This window comes from Pseudoalteromonas sp. NEC-BIFX-2020_002, from assembly GCF_013002825.1.
In the GTDB taxonomy this organism is placed as follows: domain Bacteria; phylum Pseudomonadota; class Gammaproteobacteria; order Enterobacterales; family Alteromonadaceae; genus Pseudoalteromonas; species Pseudoalteromonas neustonica.
Genome location: NZ_JABEPJ010000022.1, coordinates 1 through 15,138 on the forward strand (window position 1 = coordinate 1; position 15,138 = coordinate 15,138).

Consider the following 15,138-nt stretch of genomic DNA (forward strand, 5'->3'; position numbering starts at 1 on the left):
AGATACACCGTGTACTAAAGCTACTAGCGGAAAATTGTAAGCGTCAATCCATTGAAAAAGAAAGTGACATTTGCCGTTTTAAAATAGGAAGTTACGCGATCAATGTTCCTTAAGAACTAAGGTATGAGCTTAAATTAGTTACCGCAATAAAGTATATTATGAGCAATCAAGCTGAGCATTTGCTCAGCTCCCTTGTGCTTTACATACGGTTATAAATCAAATCCATCATATTAGTTGCGGTATTTCGAACATCTTCAATATTCATCTCCATCAACTCGTGCATTGGTGGGTTTAAAGTTGTTCTAAAAGAATGAACCTCGTTTGCAACTTTCTCAGTTATAATGCCATTGTTCTTAAGGGTATCAATACAAATTGAAAAATCTGTTTTCGAAGTGGCTCCATTGGCTCTGATTTGCTCTTTGTATCGATGGCGAAGTTCTATCCCCAAAAAAGGTCTAAGTTTCATTATTTTGTTGTCTTGAGTTTCATGGTTTATAAACGCAGTGATTTCGTTGTATGCGTCATCATGCTCCGTCGCTGTCATCTCTGCTTCTGTAGTAGCAGCAAAGTCCGAACCATTCGCTACTTTTACAATTTTTAATGCGCTCGTATTAGCGAATTTTTTAATTGCTGTAACCGCCATTCCACGGTAGTTAGTTGTTATGAACAACTGCTTTATAGTTGGCGAAATCTCATAGAGCTTATTTAAAATGCTAGAGATTCGTTCATTATCAAAGCTGGTCACTGGATCGTCCATTACCAATATGGCTTTGGCTTTATCCTCATTTGAAAGCTTGTTAATTTTAGCTAGATAGATACACAGCGCCAAAGCGCGTCTATCAGACTCGCTGAACAGGCAGGTCATCTAGTTTCTTGGAATAGCTGTGCCGTTGAAACTAACCTCTAAGTCATAGACTATTTTTCTACCACCATTATTTTGCTTTCTACTGATATTAAAGTTTCGAGAGCCAAGACATTGGAATAGTAAGTTAATCTCGTCAAAGTAGTTATCTTACAATTTTATCCTTTTCGATCGAATACTTTTAACCAGAGCCTTCAAAAGTTTTGTCACTTATCCGCTTCCATGATTCATTAATTTACTACTTTCAGAATTCCAATTACCAACAAGCCATATTAATGATTCAACCGTATCACAAGCTTTTGATTCAATTAGTTACTCCTGTTTCACGTAAAATATAAAGTGAGGATTTGATGTTATTTTAGTTGGCATTTTGAAAGATATTACAGGTGCTTGAATGGCTTATTTGAGGTAAGTCAAACTTATGTAATGCTCTGTAATATTAAAAAACTCAACAAAAAAGTAGACTTATAATTCCAAAACTTTTGCACTATTAAGCGATCAATTATCGCTATTTTAATACAAATACAAGAGAGTTATGAGGAATAGCCTAATGGAAACGGAAACGCTTACGAACGGACGCATAAATATTAATGCGCATGCCCTACAGTTACTGAGAAAAAAAAGCTTTAAGTCAAGAGCAGCTGGCTCAAGAATGTACCGATAAAAGGCTGCCTATTTCAGTTTCATCAATAAAAAGAGCTGAAGCTGGGAAAAAAATACTCTTTAGAACATTATCTATATTTGCACGCTTCTTTCAAGTCAGCATTGACGTATTACTTCCTAATTCGCCTATCCCTGTTTGGTTATACACTCATTTAATGAAGCAATCAGTAGATCCCTGCCTAGGTAGAGAATGGGAATTACATCAATTACATTCATTATTGAGTTATGCTGAAAGTCAAAACTGCACCAAAACCATTTATATTTACGGTATAACTGGCAGCGGGAAAACCCATTTACTTAATCACTTTATTGATTGTGTTAAATCTGCAGGAAAACGTAATTTAGCGTTTAGCCAACCACATAATTGCCCTGCTCATAAACTCAAATTTTCGATCTTTAATTTTATAAAACAACTACTGCAAATTGAAAGTACTGCCACGGATATGGTGATTACAAAAAAAGTAAATTTAGTCGCAAGTTCTTCTCTAAGTTATTTAAGGACCCTGCAATTATTAGGGTTTTCTCTCAGTAAAAATCAACGTAACACGCTAGCAAAACAAACACTCCAGCAAATGAATAAAATAGATCAGCAGATAGCCTATGATTTAATTGATTATGCAGTTCATAAAAGAATCGCACTAATTACTATCGATGATGTGCATCATTTAACCTATACACAGATTCAATTTTTACGCTTATTCATAGAAATAGAATACGCACAGCCTATTTTATTTATTCTTATTGCCCAGCCAAAAGATCTACTGACCTCGCCACCTGATTGGTTGTCTCTTGCGCACACCATGCCATTAAAACAACTCAGTCTAGACGCCCAAACTCGCTTAGCAAAACATTGCCTTGCCAAAAAAGGGTTTGCTATTGCGAAATATCAAACCGAAGTAAAAGTGGCAATAGAGCGCGCTGCTGGCAACCCCGCTTTTTTACAGCAATTACTGCTCACTCCTGATTATCAAAGCTTCCAATCCACTAAGTTACAACAATTTATAGACAATACACTGGCCGATATGCCGGTCGAGCTTACTGAGCTTTTCCAATATGCGGCTTTACAAGGATTTCATTTTAGTGCCAGCCAATTAACTCAATTTACGCATAAAAAACATATTCATGCACCGCTGTGTTTAGCCCAAAAAATGTTGAGCAGCGGCTTAGTCGTACGTGAATCGGATCATTACAGTTTCTCACATCCGTTAATTTGGGAAGGCATTAAAAACCATCAGCCTCTATTGATTAAAAATTCAGTTAAATAATACAAGTGAGCCGGATCTGAGCCGGTATAAGCAACGATAAAAAAATATCTTTGCGTTGAACTAAACAATATGCGCATTCACATACCCAAAATTTTGCATGCGCATATTTACTTCTATTCAATGAAAGGAAAAATCATGTCTGCACAGTTGAAAACAACGCCAAATACGCTCTCTTGGATTGGCAATAATACTGATGACCTAAATTACAAACAAATTATTAGCCAACTCAAAACCGATCCCGAGCAGTTTTGGCAATACTGGTTAAGGTTGGAAAAAAAAGTATTTAATTACTGTTTGTATAGTTTAACTAAAAATTTCCATGATGCTGAAGATCTGTCTCATGACACCATGCTAAAAGCTTATCAAAAGTTGCCGGAAGCAAAATCAGATATAAAATTACAGGCTTGGTTATTTCAGCTTGCCCGTAATCATTATTTTGACCAATTAAGAAAAAATCAGACGTACTTTAAATACCAAACGGTGCTGTTAGCTGAAGAGCAAGATAACGAAGCTGAAATATTTAACGAGGTCGTTAATAAAAGCACCAGTTGTTTTATTGAAAAGACAATTAAAAATATGCCGGAGAAATATCGTATAGTCGCGTTAGATTATTTCTTTAATGACAAATGCTACAAGCAAATCAGTCAGGAACAAGCACAAACCGAATCTCAAATTAGAAAATTGATTTTTCGTACCCGCAAACATATCACTCCACTAATTGTTGATTATTTAGTTAATTAAGTTGGAACAGAACTTAAGTCTTAAACGTTTATATAACAGCACCACAAAACACTGAGTGAAATAAGATACTTTAAATTAAGTATCTTATTAATCACTTGGTAAAACGGCTGATTAATTATCCGAAACAGGATCTAGGTTCTAAACGCTTATATGACAGAGTAGTAAATGAACATAATCAGAAACTAATATTAACACTAAGGAATTCAATATGTTTTGTGATACTCAGATCACCTATATTAATAAATCATTGAATAAAGATATGCCTAAAATATTTGTCTTCGCGACTAACGAGCTACCTTCGTTTAACGCCTTACAAGATGGCATTGCTTGGAAAGTCATTTCAAAGATAGGTAGAGAGTCAATGAGCCGTTTTACTTACCCAGCTCAAACAAAAATATTTGCCAGTTGGGAAGATGATTGTAACCAGACTAAAGCTTTAAATTGTACCCAAGGTAAACGTTATACGGTGACAGAAACCAACACAGGAATAGTATTAGTTGAAAATGGTAATGCCGTCAGAAGCGATGAAATAGAGCTTACCAATGAGATAAAAGTTCAAAATGGAGTAAGTGCTTACTTGAGTAAAAATGATAGCGTGTTAGTGAAGAAAAATATTGTTGCTTATGGTCAAAAAGCATCATTTCGTTTGTTACCTAAACTTTACTGGGGGATCGCTTCTGAAATTAATCAATCAGATGCTATAGGCTCGGCTGTATTGGATTCAGATAACTTTTTTGTGCAAAACCTAGAAAGTGTTTCGATGGCTACTGTGTCATTAAACGGAAATGCCAAAGAAGGGTACACATTTAAGATCGAAGATCAAAAATAAAAGGTAGCACAGCTTATGAAAACTCAAATCAAGTTCATCAATCACTCGATGAACAAAAGCTTACCACACGTTTTTATTTTTGCTGAAAGTGGCATGCATGATTTTAATGCTATTACAGACGGTATTGCCTGGCGGGTGTTGAAAAATGTTGGCAGAGGCTCGGTCGCCTCACTTATTTATGAGCCTGATTTTACTATCAGAGCTGGTTGGAATAATGGCGCTGACACGACCAGAATGTTACTTGCTGAAGTTGGTAAACAATACCAAATAATTGAAGATAATACTGGTGTGATCTTGGAAAAATCCGGTAATGCCAGTACAAAAGACATCATTGAGTTGGTGAATAACATCCAAGTTGATAGTGGGGTTTCTGCTCAGCTTTGTAATGGTGGTAAGGCCATCATAGGAAAAAAAATCGTCGGTTATCAGCAAAGTGCCATTTTTAAACCAAGTAATAAACTTTATTGGGGATTAGCATCAGAAATTAGCGAAGGTAAAGGGCTCGCTTCTAAATCGGTAGTGTTAAATTCAAATCGTTTTTTTGAGCTGGATTTAAGCGGTGTAGCAGAGGTATTAGTCTCACTCAATGGTAATGCCAAAGATGGCTATCATTTTCAGGTTGAGCAGTACAGCTAAAAAAGACATAACAGATATGAATGCTTTTGAAATTAGTAGACTTAACCCAGTTGCGCTTAACCGACTATTAAACATGGATGGTATTTGGTATTACTGCCAATTAAAAAACGGTAATACAAAAATCAGCTGTCGACAACTTGAACTGTCTATTGCTCAGCTCGATACGATAAAAAAAAAGTAACCCAATTGGGCGGTGAAATTGTGTCGTCCAATATCATGCAAACCTTAGATAAACCCAACCGAAGGAAACAAAGAATGAGTAACTCTATTATAATCACTTCGAGCTATAAAGTTATTGATCAAGAAGCCTTTAAAGCTTCATTGACTGAAAATTTAGGCTCAGATGCTAATTTACAAAAAAATATCAAAGCCAAACTGGATAAAGTCGCTGAAGAAGCGGACCAAAATAAGCTGGAAGGCAGCACTGTATCTATAGATTCAATGATTAAAACAGTATCAAGTAATGCTCAAGATGCTATTCAACTGACTGTCACAGATAGTACATCAACACTTACTATCTCTGAGTCATTTAATATGACACTGGAAGTTGTAGTAACCGATACGTTAAAAACCGCAAACGGTGTTGATTCTAAAGTCTCTTATACTAAAAGCTTCCCACTAAATGAGCCATCAGTTTCTGGCGTTACAAGTGTGATAGCTGCGTTAAATTCATTCACTGAAGGGAAGCTTTTTGATAAAACCTTAACGTCTGTGGAAGTAAAATCAGATGGCACAGATGCTAGCAGTAAAGCGAGTTAACTGCCGTTTGCTAACTAAACTCATGTAAACAACCCCCCAACAAACCCAAGTAGGAAAATTATGCCTTCAAATATTGAAATTACTTATGTAAACAATTCTATGAACAAAGACTTACCTAAAATTTTTGTTTTCACTAAAAACGAAACACCTACCTTTGATGCGTTAAAAGAAGGTGTGGCCTGGCGAGTGATCCCAGATATTGGCCGTGAATCTTCCAGCACCTTTGTTTTTCCAATTGAAACCAGTGTTGGAGCGACTTGGCAAGAAGGACAAAATAAAACGCAAGTTCTACCATCGGTGATTGGTAAGCGTTACACCGTCGATAAAAATGATACTGGCGTAGTATTAACCGCGAATGGAAATGCCTCTGATACTAAGTCAATTGATATTAATAACAGTGTTAACGTACCTAATGGGATCAGTGCTCAGCTATATAAAGACGGCAAGTTGATGATGGAAAAAAGAATTGTCGGTTTTGGTCAAAAAGCGACATTTGTACTTAAACCTAAGTTGTATTGGGGCGTCGCTTCGGAAATTGAAGAAAGCCAATTATTAAATTCAGCGGTACTTAATACCGATAGCTTCTTTGAGCAGGATCTGGAAGGTGTCACTAAAGCAACCATTTCACTTAATGGTAATGCCGAAGACGGTTACAGCTTTAAAATCGAAAGTCAACAATAACCCCATTATGGCAAAAAAGCCATTTATAACATTAAAACCACTTACTCAATGAGAGATAAATTATGCCTTCAAATATTGAAATTACTTATGTAAACAAATCTATGAACAAAGACTTACCTAAAATTTTTGTTTTCACTAAAAACGAAACACCTACCTTTGATGCGTTAAAAGAAGGTGTGGCCTGGCGAGTGATCCCAGATATTGGCCGCGCATCTTCCAGCACCTTTATTTTTCCAATTGAAACCAGTGTTGGAGCGACTTGGCAAGAAGGACAAAATAAAACGCAAGTTCTACCATCGGTGATTGGTAAGCGTTACACCGTCGCTAAAAATGATACTGGCGTAGTATTAACCGCGAATGGGAATGCCTCTGATACTAAGTCAATTGATGTTAATAATGATGTACATGTGTCAGAGGGGATCAGTGCTCAGCTATATAAAGACGGCAAATTGATGATGGAAAAGAAAATCGTCGGTTTTGGTCAAAAAGCGACGTTTGTACTTAAACCTAAGTTGTACTGGGGCGTCGCTTCGGAAATTGAAGAAAGCCAGTTATTAAATTCAGCGGTACTTAATACCGATAGCTTCTTTGAGCAGGATCTGGAAGGTGTCACTAAAGCAACCATTTCACTTAATGGTAATGCTGAAGACGGCTTCAGCTTTAAAATTGAAAGTCAGCAATAAACTTTTAAGTAAAGAATTAACCCATCACTAAACAATCAAATTAATCACTTACTTCCCCAACGTTATTTTACGTTCATCTTTGTAACAATAGAGCTGCAATTAAATTGCCTATTATTGATAAGAAAGGGCGACTCACCGCCCAAATATAGGGAAGTTACGTCTGAAATTTGGTTAGTTAATGGGAGTTGATAGTGGCCTTTTAGGACCTTCATCGGGTGTTAAAAGACCATAAATGATGAATAGATAGTGGGAATAAATACCATTGTCTTTAAACCCTATTGTTATAGGCAATGAAGAAAGCCTATAACAAGTAAATGAAAATTTAAAGGAGAATATTATGGCTTTTTATGAAATTGAATTTAACTATGCGGGAAATGCTCCCACTAAATCTCAAACCCGTAATTTTTGTATTGAGGACTTAGGATATGATCAGGAGAATGTTAAAGCTGTCAGTGAAATTAAAGTTGAAATTGAGGGTTCATCTAAGAACAATATTATAACATCAATTAATAACGAATTGCCAAAAAAACGCACTAATACAACATATACACAAGCGTCTTAAATCCTAAAACAATGAATAAATATAAACTAAAGAGAGAAAAGATATGAAAATAACTAACAAACAAGGCAAAAGTGTTTGGTTTGGAATTTCAAATGCGGCAGTTATACCTGACCAACAGGGTTTTCAAGAAGTGATGGACAATAATATAGAAACTGGAAACCAAAAGTCGAGAGAACTTCCTCGCGATACGACTTGGATAATTGCTGCATGGAAAGGGGCTGGAGGTCCCGGGCTAGTGACTGGGTGGACAAATGTTGCTGGAGGTCAAGACTGGATCTTTCAAGGTGGAAACTTTCAACTAGCATAGCTTGCATAAAACACCATCTATATAGAATAGAAGCCCATAACAAAACCTAAAGCCCATTAAAACGGGCTTTAGCTTAATTGTTATAGGCAAGTGACAGAGCCTGTAACAACATAATAAATAAAGGGAGTAATTAATGGATATCTTAATCAAGAATGAAGCAGGAACAGCCCCTGTAGCAACAGCTCAAAGTGATGACGCGAACATAAACGTCAATGATTTACATGTAACAAACCTTGATCCTACTGGTTTAATTATTCTTAATTCTGACTATCTCGTTGGTTTAGATGATGGTACAGGTATGGTTGGGCGTACTTGCATAGAAAAAAATGGCAATACAGCGACATTTAGAAAATAGTCATAACAACTATCTAAAACCGATGAAAGTGGGCTTTAGCTTAATTGTTAAAATAAAGAGGTCAGTTACTTATCTAATGATACTTCCTATTTTACGGTAGGGTTTTAATCGTAATTGAAGCGCTTCATTAGAGAAGTAGCTCGACCCTTTACTCCTTATCTGAACAAACTCATACAACTCAATTAACTACAGGGTCAAAGCCAAATGTCTAACATGGTTGCTTGCCCTGATATATACACAAAAGGATATCTATATGAGTAATAATAAAGCACTGATGGTTGGCTACCTACAAAGCTGGTCAAACATCACATTTACACAAGCAGCGGAGCAAGGTTATACCGCGATTGTGATGGCATTTGGTAAAATTGATGGTGCCACTGTTGGTATTTTTGGTGATGCATTTGCTGCATCTCCTTCAGAAACAGCTTTGAAAGCAGACATAAAAAAAGCCAAATCAAAGGGTGCACAGCAGGTATTATTTTCAGTCGGTGGTGAAATTAATACCTATAATCCAAATGACGTTTCAACAGTCGTGCTTGCTCAGAATCTAGTTGAATACCTAACAGATTATGGTTTCACTGGCGTAGATTTTGATTTGGAAATTAATGGTGATGGTAAATATTTGGATGAGCTTTGTCAGGCCATAAAACAACTTGCTCCAACATTACTTATTACAGCTGCCCCTCAGGTAAATCAATTCGCTCCAGGTTCTGATTTATACTTGGTTTCGACTGGTCATTGTCGTATGTACGATCAGGCAATAAATAATAATCGTTTTGATTATTTGTTTATTCAGGCATACAACAATCCATTCCCTGATATTGATGGCAGTAAAGAAACAAATGTGGACTTTATATCTAAAAGTTTTATTAACTTTAAAAAGTCTATTCCTGCAGAGACTCTAATTGTGATTGGTGAGCCAGCTAATAGAGATGCGGCCGGAACGAGTATTTTTACTGTTCCTGATGTTCCTGCAAATATTTACCCGTTAATTAGCGATCAATACCAAGCTATTTGCAAAGACCCACAGTTTGGTGGTGCTATGGTTTGGAGTATTAATTTAGATGCACAAACAAACTATCAGTTTGTTAAAGCAGTAAAAGATACTATCTGACCTTTTGCTGTATTTCACAAATCCTATGCTTTACCGTAGTGTATTATAAGTGGGAACACTCCTTGTACACATTGATAACACAGTAAAAAAATACACTTCTCTTTTTTGCGTTTTTTGGTGTGTAAAATCTAGATTTAAGATCTGTGAATATTTCAGCCTATTTAATGAACCGAAGTGGCGGGAAAATACGCAAAATGTCACTTTTACTATAAATCATTCATTTTACCATGTTGGTAAAATGAATGATTTATAGTAAACGCAGCTTATTAACCATGTGTAACCTAGCTCTTTGTTATCTTTAAAAATATATTTCCCCAACTAACTTTCCATACATACATATCAAGGATAAACGCTATGCATTCCGTATTACATTATACAGTTCAACCAGGTGACACCCTTACACTGATCACAATTTCAATAAGAGCCAGTGCAGGTGTTGGAGTTAAAGACGTTATAGCAGTTAACCCTGAAGTTAACTTCGACCCTCTATCAGAAAACACTTTGCTCAAAATACCTTACTACTCGGCAGGCGGGCATTTTATATATCAAACTCGGATAGGCGATACTACGAAGTCAATTTGTGAAGGGTTAGCCAATACTGCAACACTTACGGTACTCGATTTAATTAACCACAACTACGCAATAAGCAAACATAAAAAAACGCTAGATCTAAGCAAGTTAAAGGTGAACCAAGTTTTATCTATTCCCTACACACCGGCATTGAATACCTTAACGGTAGCGCCATAATATACTAATAAACTACATCTATATACTAAGAGGAAATACACGTTTTTATACGCTAGACGAATAAAAACTAACTTAAATAAATGCTTTGTTGAAGAGTTTATTACTTAAGTTATTGATGGCACTGCAACTGCTCAGCCTACGCCTTTGTAGCATTTTACATCCTTGGTTGCGACTTCTAGTTTTAACTGTTGTTTACTACCTAAAAAACTTGAGTATTGATTCAAGCCATTGCGCTTCCTCTATATTCAATATATGGAGCTGTTTTTTTACGTTGCTTTTTTATATCTTTGGGCCTATATAATGGCCGCACCAGTCTACTATTCAATGCAGTCCTTTACACTGATCGTTGATGCTACTTAACTTTATTGCTAATAGGTAAGTATCTGATATGAGACTAACAAAGTTTGGCTTTACTTTTTATTTTCTACTTTCTACTTTAAATTTTTACACAAGCAAAAATAGCATTGCCTGATCTTTCATCCCAAGCGGTTATTTTTTCATAATCATGCGCAAACACATGTATTTCAAAGTAAGGCTTTAGGGCTTCTTTTAACTCGGCAAAGCCCAAAGCAACCATCGGATGTTCATCGTGCCATACGAGAGTGTCGTCTGCTGTTACTTTTGTAATACTGAGCTTTAATGACTGTTTTTCGCCACTGCCACTGTAGCTCCATCCTGAGCGAAATGTGAATAAACTATTTTCGTTTTCAGCGGTATGCTCTACAAATGAATCACTATCTATTTTATTTTTGTCAACGACGTTAAAACAAAATATACCGCCATCTTTTAATGCCTTGTGTGCACTAACAATACATTCTTTTAATTTATCAATACCATCACAGTAATGGATTGAATACAAAAAGCAGGTAATTAAATCCAATTGCTCAGTGACAACAAATTCACTCATGTTTTGCAGTGAGAATTGCGCTTCTGGGCAGCGAATTGTTGCTCTGTCTAGCATTGGTTGATTTATGTCGAGTCCACTACTTTGATAACCGTAGTTAATAAAATGACGAACATGCGGGCCCGTGCCGCACGCTAAATCAAGATGCGTATTTCCCTTATTACCAAAGATTTGGTGCAACCTATGAATAGAAGAGCTTTGGGCTTGATAATCTATATCTGCGCACATTAAGTCATAGTAATCGGAGAGATCTGTGTATAGCGCGTTTGCGGACATATAAGCCTAGTCGTTTGTAGTGTGTATATTGAGTCGCGCATAATAAACTAATTATCACGATTTACGAAGTGGATATATCATACTAATCTGTATAAATATTTGAACAATTTAACGAATTAAGTAGACCCTATATCTAAGCTAGTTGGTATAAGTAAAGTGGTTTGTTGGGTTTCGTTGTACCCAACTCAACCTACTCAGCTTTATTTTAACACCAGGCTAAACTTAGGGCTTACGGCTGAAAACTTACAGCCCCGCTAACCCGGCGCAGCCGCTTAGCTTATTCCTAAATATTTGTGTACTTGCACTGATAAGCGCCAGTTTTTTTCAATGCACGTTTCAATCGCCAGTTTTGTAGCTGATACCTTTTGGCTAATTGGTTGCAGGTAAACAAGTTTAGGGCTTACGCCTGTTTTAGCGAATAACTCTTCAAGTTCTTCTACGTGCTTTTGCATCGCGATGGGGTGTTTTATTTCATCAGCGCGCTTCATTGCTGTACTGAGCACCTCGTAGCCGCCACGCATATTAATTTTAGGTGAAACAGTAACCCACGTTTGTGCTGGCGCTAAAATCTCAAATGTGCCGCTGGTTTCAATCTGTGTACTAAAGCCATTTTCATGCAGTAAATTACAGACAGGATTTAAGTCGTACATACATGGCTCGCCGCCAGTGATCACCACATGCTTTGCACGATAGCCACGCGCTGCAAATAGCGCTAAAATTTGTTCTGCAGATGCATCTGCCCAGTGATCTGAATCGGCTTTTTTTTCAACGGTTTCATCCAGAGAGACTTTAAATACATTGTCTACTTCCCACGTTTGTTTAGTATCACACCAAGCACAGCCCACAGGGCAACCTTGCAAACGCAAAAAGATCGAAGGCGTGCCTGTAAAACTCGCTTCACCTTGGATTGTTTCGAATATTTCATTAATTTTGTACAAAAGACATCTCACTTACTGCTTGGCATTTATTACGAGCACAGTACCCTGATTTGAAAAATCAAAAACCACGGTCAAAAATTGTTATTTATGCTCCAGCCGTGTAGTATATCGCGCCCTGATATAAACCTCTATTAAAACTAAGAGCAAAACAGTTATGACGCAAAAAGTAGTTGTGATTTATTCCGGCGGTATGGACTCATTTACCGTATTAAATAAAGCCCTGCAGCAAGGCCACGATGTTTATGCCCTGTCATTTGACTATGGTCAGCGTCATGTAAAAGAGCTTAAAGTTGCTGCAAATGTGTGTGAAAAATTAAACGTTCCGCACAAAATCGTTGATATTTCAGCAATTAATCAATTAATTGGCGGCTCGTCGTTAACTGACGATATTGAAGTCCCTGAAGGTCACTACGAAGCTGAGAACATGAAAAGCACCATAGTTCCTAACCGCAACATGATTTTGCTATCACTGGCCGTAGGTTATGCTGTATCGCTAAAAGCGAGCCAAGTTTATTATGGCGCTCACTCTGGAGATCATGCTATTTACCCAGATTGCCGTCCTGAGTTTGTACAAAAGATGGATGATGTTTGCCGTATTGCTAACTACGATGCAGTGGAAATTTTCAGTCCATACTTGAACAACACTAAAATAGATATTCTAACCGATGGCATCAAAATGGGTTTAGATTATAGCCAAACATGGACCTGCTATAACGGTCGTGAAAAGGCTTGTGGTAAATGTGGTGCTTGCCAAGAACGTTTAGAAGCATTTACTCTGAATAACATAACAGATCCAATTGAGTACGAATAACTAAATATTAGCCCAAGCAAGATTTATAAATTTACGATGTTTGGGTATACAGAGGCTATTATTTTATTATAACAATAGCCTTTTTACTTAAAGCCAACGCCTTACCCGCGCTTTGTAGTCACTGTAGTCTTGCCCAAATAACCTTTGTAGTGCATGTTCCTCTGGAATTATTTGAAACACCGTCAAATAAAAAACAAACCCAAACACACACAAAATAGCCCATAGAGAACCCAACCAGACCCCCCAGCCTGCGAGTATAAATGCAAAACCAACATACATAGGGTTACGGGTGTATTTATAGATCCCCTTGCTTACTAAGCGTGTGGCTTGCTCTGGCTTACTTGGATTAACCGTAGTTTTTGCTAAACGAAAACTCACTACACCCGCAATACAAAATATGCTGCCAATGACTACTAACACTACAGCTAAATAAGCAATAAAAGTAGTAAAATCAATCACGCTGTAATGTGCAATGATCGCCATTAGTACGGCAAAAAACAGTACAACAATAACGGGGGGAATTTTATTTTTTAGCATAATTATTTATTCACTTTCGCTGATAAGCATAGATAAGTACGATTCAATAAATATGGGGCCATTGTATAATTTAACACGTGCTATTTCGCCAAAACCAGATCGAAACAAAGCATATTTACAAATTAAGTTACAATTGTCAGCTTTATACTCGCAAATATAAGGTTATACTTTGTGCTAACAACGGTATTTTAAGGAAAGAAGTTATGTCTGGTACTACGATGATAGTGTTAATCGTATTTATATCTGTAGGTTCAGGTGTGATTTACGATATGTATAAAAAGCACCTTGAGTTTAAACACAAGATGCAAAATAACAACAGTGATTCAAACAAACAACTGAGCGCGGTAAACGCTGAAGTGCTTGCACTCAAAGAACGAGTACAAACGCTTGAAGCTATCGTGACTGATTCTAGCTTTGCGGTAAAACAAGAAATAAATAAGCTATAACACGTTAAATTGGTATAAGTGCGCATTTTCTGGCTGCTCAATCCCATGAGCAGCTAAAAAACCACTGATAGCTTGATTACATCCTTGGGGCGCTCTACCACTGTCAATTTCAAAATTAAGTTGATTTGCAGACTGCTTACCTAATGAACACAAATTTAGTGCATTATGAGAGCGCAGCACAACACTTAGCAGCCCTATTTGCTCAGCTACAACGTGCTGGCTAAAACGCGCAAATCCATTGTATTTAAAATGCTCGTTAACATAATCATTACTGATTTTAATTAACGCATTTATTAAGCCATGTAAAAAACCGTTTGCTGAGCTATCTGATGCCAAAAATACAACCGTCTTAGCATTAAACTCACCTAACTGACACTCATCGCACGTAAGTTGTACTGTGTATAAGTAGTTATCGCTATTGATAGCCTGTATTGCAATTAAACGTAACTGCTCACCTGCAAATATACATCGTGCGATAATGGCATCAATGTCATTAGCCGGATAATTTTGATTACAGATCAATTCCGAATTTTGCGCCATTAAAGGCAAATCATGATGGTTATTAAATGGCGTACTTAAACCACTTTCGTGTGTTAACTGAAAAAGTTCACGTACTTCGTGCTCTCTTGCAACTTTTAAAGCCAGCAAAGCAGTTTGAATGAGCTCTGACGTAGGCAAGTTTTCTTCAACATACCAACGCCTACCAAACAGCAGTTTTTTAGCTTTGTTGCCGCTTTGGTAATTATCAGGGCTAAGTATCGCAACTTGCAGATAAATTTGATTGTCTTTTTTGGCTGCTAGCACCCTAAAGTGAGCTGAAAATTCAATATTACTTAGTACTTCATTAACACTGTCGAGAGAGTGTTGGTAACGTAAAAAGTGCTGCGGTACAACCCAATTTTTATTAGCAAGTTGTACCAACGGTGCATATGAAATTGGCTGCTCAAAGCTTTGTGGCCATTTAGTGTTATTTTTTGGATGTGAACCAATCTGTGTGTTTTTATCGAGCATAAATAAACCAA

At 36.9% G+C, this 15,138-nt stretch carries 20 protein-coding genes; 15 read left to right on the top strand and 5 right to left on the bottom strand.

What is annotated here, in order from left to right; all coding sequences use genetic code 11:
• Positions 1-199: 199 nt before the first annotated feature.
• Positions 200-865 (bottom strand): AAA family ATPase, encoded by a 666-nt coding sequence (locus HJP15_RS18780; protein WP_170174333.1) that lies wholly within the window; start codon positions 863-865, stop codon positions 200-202.
• An 815-nt stretch (positions 866-1,680) separates the two neighbouring features.
• On the opposite strand from HJP15_RS18780, the gene HJP15_RS18785 reads away from it, so the two are divergent.
• The 13 genes from HJP15_RS18785 to HJP15_RS18845 all read left to right on the top strand — a co-directional run bounded on the left by HJP15_RS18785 (position 1,681) and on the right by HJP15_RS18845 (position 10,204).
• Complete coding sequence (locus HJP15_RS18785) at positions 1,681-2,790, top strand: AAA family ATPase (protein ID WP_170174334.1); 1,110 nt, start codon at positions 1,681-1,683, stop codon at positions 2,788-2,790.
• 135 nt (positions 2,791-2,925) lie between these two features.
• On the top strand, positions 2,926-3,531 hold the full coding sequence (locus tag HJP15_RS18790; RefSeq protein WP_054205734.1) for an RNA polymerase sigma factor: 606 nt from the start codon (positions 2,926-2,928) through the stop codon (positions 3,529-3,531).
• Between the two features lie 208 nt (positions 3,532-3,739).
• Positions 3,740-4,360 carry a hypothetical protein gene (locus tag HJP15_RS18795; RefSeq protein ID WP_170174335.1) on the top strand — a complete coding sequence of 207 codons (621 nt, stop codon included), beginning with the start codon at positions 3,740-3,742 and terminating at the stop codon, positions 4,358-4,360.
• 15 nt (positions 4,361-4,375) lie between these two features.
• A complete protein-coding gene (locus tag HJP15_RS18800; protein WP_170174336.1) occupies positions 4,376-4,996 on the top strand; it encodes a hypothetical protein in 621 nt (206 codons plus the stop codon).
• A gap of 16 nt (positions 4,997-5,012) precedes the next feature.
• On the top strand, positions 5,013-5,177 hold the full coding sequence (locus HJP15_RS18805) for a hypothetical protein (protein WP_170174337.1): 165 nt from the start codon (positions 5,013-5,015) through the stop codon (positions 5,175-5,177).
• 74 nt (positions 5,178-5,251) lie between these two features.
• Entirely contained in the window at positions 5,252-5,755 is a 504-nt protein-coding gene (locus HJP15_RS18810; RefSeq protein ID WP_170174338.1) for a hypothetical protein, read from the top strand.
• A 60-nt stretch (positions 5,756-5,815) separates the two neighbouring features.
• On the top strand, positions 5,816-6,436 hold the full coding sequence (locus tag HJP15_RS18815) for a hypothetical protein (protein ID WP_170174339.1): 621 nt from the start codon (positions 5,816-5,818) through the stop codon (positions 6,434-6,436).
• Between the two features lie 62 nt (positions 6,437-6,498).
• Positions 6,499-7,119 carry a hypothetical protein gene (locus HJP15_RS18820; protein WP_170174340.1) on the top strand — a complete coding sequence of 207 codons (621 nt, stop codon included), beginning with the start codon at positions 6,499-6,501 and terminating at the stop codon, positions 7,117-7,119.
• 337 nt (positions 7,120-7,456) lie between these two features.
• Entirely contained in the window at positions 7,457-7,681 is a 225-nt protein-coding gene (locus HJP15_RS18825; RefSeq protein WP_170174341.1) for a hypothetical protein, read from the top strand.
• Positions 7,682-7,724: 43 nt separating this feature from the next.
• Positions 7,725-7,988 carry a hypothetical protein gene (locus HJP15_RS18830; RefSeq protein WP_170174342.1) on the top strand — a complete coding sequence of 88 codons (264 nt, stop codon included), beginning with the start codon at positions 7,725-7,727 and terminating at the stop codon, positions 7,986-7,988.
• Positions 7,989-8,121: 133 nt separating this feature from the next.
• The gene (locus HJP15_RS18835) at positions 8,122-8,343 is read left to right on the top strand and encodes a hypothetical protein (protein ID WP_170174343.1); all 222 of its coding nucleotides are present in this window, start codon (positions 8,122-8,124) and stop codon (positions 8,341-8,343) included.
• Between the two features lie 253 nt (positions 8,344-8,596).
• Positions 8,597-9,457, top strand: a complete 861-nt coding sequence (locus HJP15_RS18840) for a glycosyl hydrolase family 18 protein (RefSeq protein ID WP_054205725.1) — start codon at positions 8,597-8,599, stop codon at positions 9,455-9,457.
• A gap of 354 nt (positions 9,458-9,811) precedes the next feature.
• Entirely contained in the window at positions 9,812-10,204 is a 393-nt protein-coding gene (locus HJP15_RS18845; RefSeq protein ID WP_054205724.1) for a LysM peptidoglycan-binding domain-containing protein, read from the top strand.
• A 436-nt stretch (positions 10,205-10,640) separates the two neighbouring features.
• Here the strand turns inward: HJP15_RS18845 and HJP15_RS18850 are convergent, their stop codons facing one another.
• Positions 10,641-11,384 (bottom strand): class I SAM-dependent DNA methyltransferase, encoded by a 744-nt coding sequence (locus HJP15_RS18850; protein WP_054205723.1) that lies wholly within the window; start codon positions 11,382-11,384, stop codon positions 10,641-10,643.
• 272 nt (positions 11,385-11,656) lie between these two features.
• The gene (gene queE / locus HJP15_RS18855) at positions 11,657-12,322 is read right to left on the bottom strand and encodes a 7-carboxy-7-deazaguanine synthase QueE (protein WP_054205722.1); all 666 of its coding nucleotides are present in this window, start codon (positions 12,320-12,322) and stop codon (positions 11,657-11,659) included.
• A gap of 130 nt (positions 12,323-12,452) precedes the next feature.
• On the opposite strand from queE, the gene queC reads away from it, so the two are divergent.
• The gene (gene queC, locus HJP15_RS18860) at positions 12,453-13,133 is read left to right on the top strand and encodes a 7-cyano-7-deazaguanine synthase QueC (RefSeq protein ID WP_268794910.1); all 681 of its coding nucleotides are present in this window, start codon (positions 12,453-12,455) and stop codon (positions 13,131-13,133) included.
• An 87-nt stretch (positions 13,134-13,220) separates the two neighbouring features.
• Here the strand turns inward: queC and HJP15_RS18865 are convergent, their stop codons facing one another.
• Positions 13,221-13,670 (bottom strand): methyltransferase family protein, encoded by a 450-nt coding sequence (locus HJP15_RS18865; protein WP_170174344.1) that lies wholly within the window; start codon positions 13,668-13,670, stop codon positions 13,221-13,223.
• A gap of 203 nt (positions 13,671-13,873) precedes the next feature.
• On the opposite strand from HJP15_RS18865, the gene HJP15_RS18870 reads away from it, so the two are divergent.
• Positions 13,874-14,116 (top strand): hypothetical protein, encoded by a 243-nt coding sequence (locus HJP15_RS18870; RefSeq protein WP_054205719.1) that lies wholly within the window; start codon positions 13,874-13,876, stop codon positions 14,114-14,116.
• Here the strand turns inward: HJP15_RS18870 and HJP15_RS18875 are convergent.
• Entirely contained in the window at positions 14,111-15,127 is a 1,017-nt protein-coding gene (locus HJP15_RS18875; protein ID WP_054455019.1) for a hypothetical protein, read from the bottom strand. The genes HJP15_RS18870 and HJP15_RS18875 overlap by 6 nt on opposite strands.
• Positions 15,128-15,138 lie beyond the last annotated feature (11 nt).

Excerpts from the sequence above, each read along its gene's own strand:
- HJP15_RS18780 (WP_170174333.1), bottom strand. The coding sequence starts at position 865 with ATGACCTGCCTGTTCAGCGAGTCTGATAGACGCGCTTTGGCGCTGTGT.
- HJP15_RS18785 (WP_170174334.1), top strand. The coding sequence starts at position 1,681 with ATGAAGCAATCAGTAGATCCCTGCCTAGGTAGAGAATGGGAATTACAT.
- HJP15_RS18790 (WP_054205734.1), top strand. The coding sequence starts at position 2,926 with ATGTCTGCACAGTTGAAAACAACGCCAAATACGCTCTCTTGGATTGGC.
- HJP15_RS18795 (WP_170174335.1), top strand. The coding sequence starts at position 3,740 with ATGTTTTGTGATACTCAGATCACCTATATTAATAAATCATTGAATAAA.
- HJP15_RS18800 (WP_170174336.1), top strand. The coding sequence starts at position 4,376 with ATGAAAACTCAAATCAAGTTCATCAATCACTCGATGAACAAAAGCTTA.
- HJP15_RS18805 (WP_170174337.1), top strand. The coding sequence starts at position 5,013 with ATGAATGCTTTTGAAATTAGTAGACTTAACCCAGTTGCGCTTAACCGA.
- HJP15_RS18810 (WP_170174338.1), top strand. The coding sequence starts at position 5,252 with ATGAGTAACTCTATTATAATCACTTCGAGCTATAAAGTTATTGATCAA.
- HJP15_RS18815 (WP_170174339.1), top strand. The coding sequence starts at position 5,816 with ATGCCTTCAAATATTGAAATTACTTATGTAAACAATTCTATGAACAAA.
- HJP15_RS18820 (WP_170174340.1), top strand. The coding sequence starts at position 6,499 with ATGCCTTCAAATATTGAAATTACTTATGTAAACAAATCTATGAACAAA.
- HJP15_RS18825 (WP_170174341.1), top strand. The coding sequence starts at position 7,457 with ATGGCTTTTTATGAAATTGAATTTAACTATGCGGGAAATGCTCCCACT.
- HJP15_RS18830 (WP_170174342.1), top strand. The coding sequence starts at position 7,725 with ATGAAAATAACTAACAAACAAGGCAAAAGTGTTTGGTTTGGAATTTCA.
- HJP15_RS18835 (WP_170174343.1), top strand. The coding sequence starts at position 8,122 with ATGGATATCTTAATCAAGAATGAAGCAGGAACAGCCCCTGTAGCAACA.
- HJP15_RS18840 (WP_054205725.1), top strand. The coding sequence starts at position 8,597 with ATGAGTAATAATAAAGCACTGATGGTTGGCTACCTACAAAGCTGGTCA.
- HJP15_RS18845 (WP_054205724.1), top strand. The coding sequence starts at position 9,812 with ATGCATTCCGTATTACATTATACAGTTCAACCAGGTGACACCCTTACA.
- HJP15_RS18850 (WP_054205723.1), bottom strand. The coding sequence starts at position 11,384 with ATGTCCGCAAACGCGCTATACACAGATCTCTCCGATTACTATGACTTA.
- HJP15_RS18865 (WP_170174344.1), bottom strand. The coding sequence starts at position 13,670 with ATGCTAAAAAATAAAATTCCCCCCGTTATTGTTGTACTGTTTTTTGCC.
- HJP15_RS18870 (WP_054205719.1), top strand. The coding sequence starts at position 13,874 with ATGTCTGGTACTACGATGATAGTGTTAATCGTATTTATATCTGTAGGT.
- HJP15_RS18875 (WP_054455019.1), bottom strand. The coding sequence starts at position 15,127 with ATGCTCGATAAAAACACACAGATTGGTTCACATCCAAAAAATAACACT.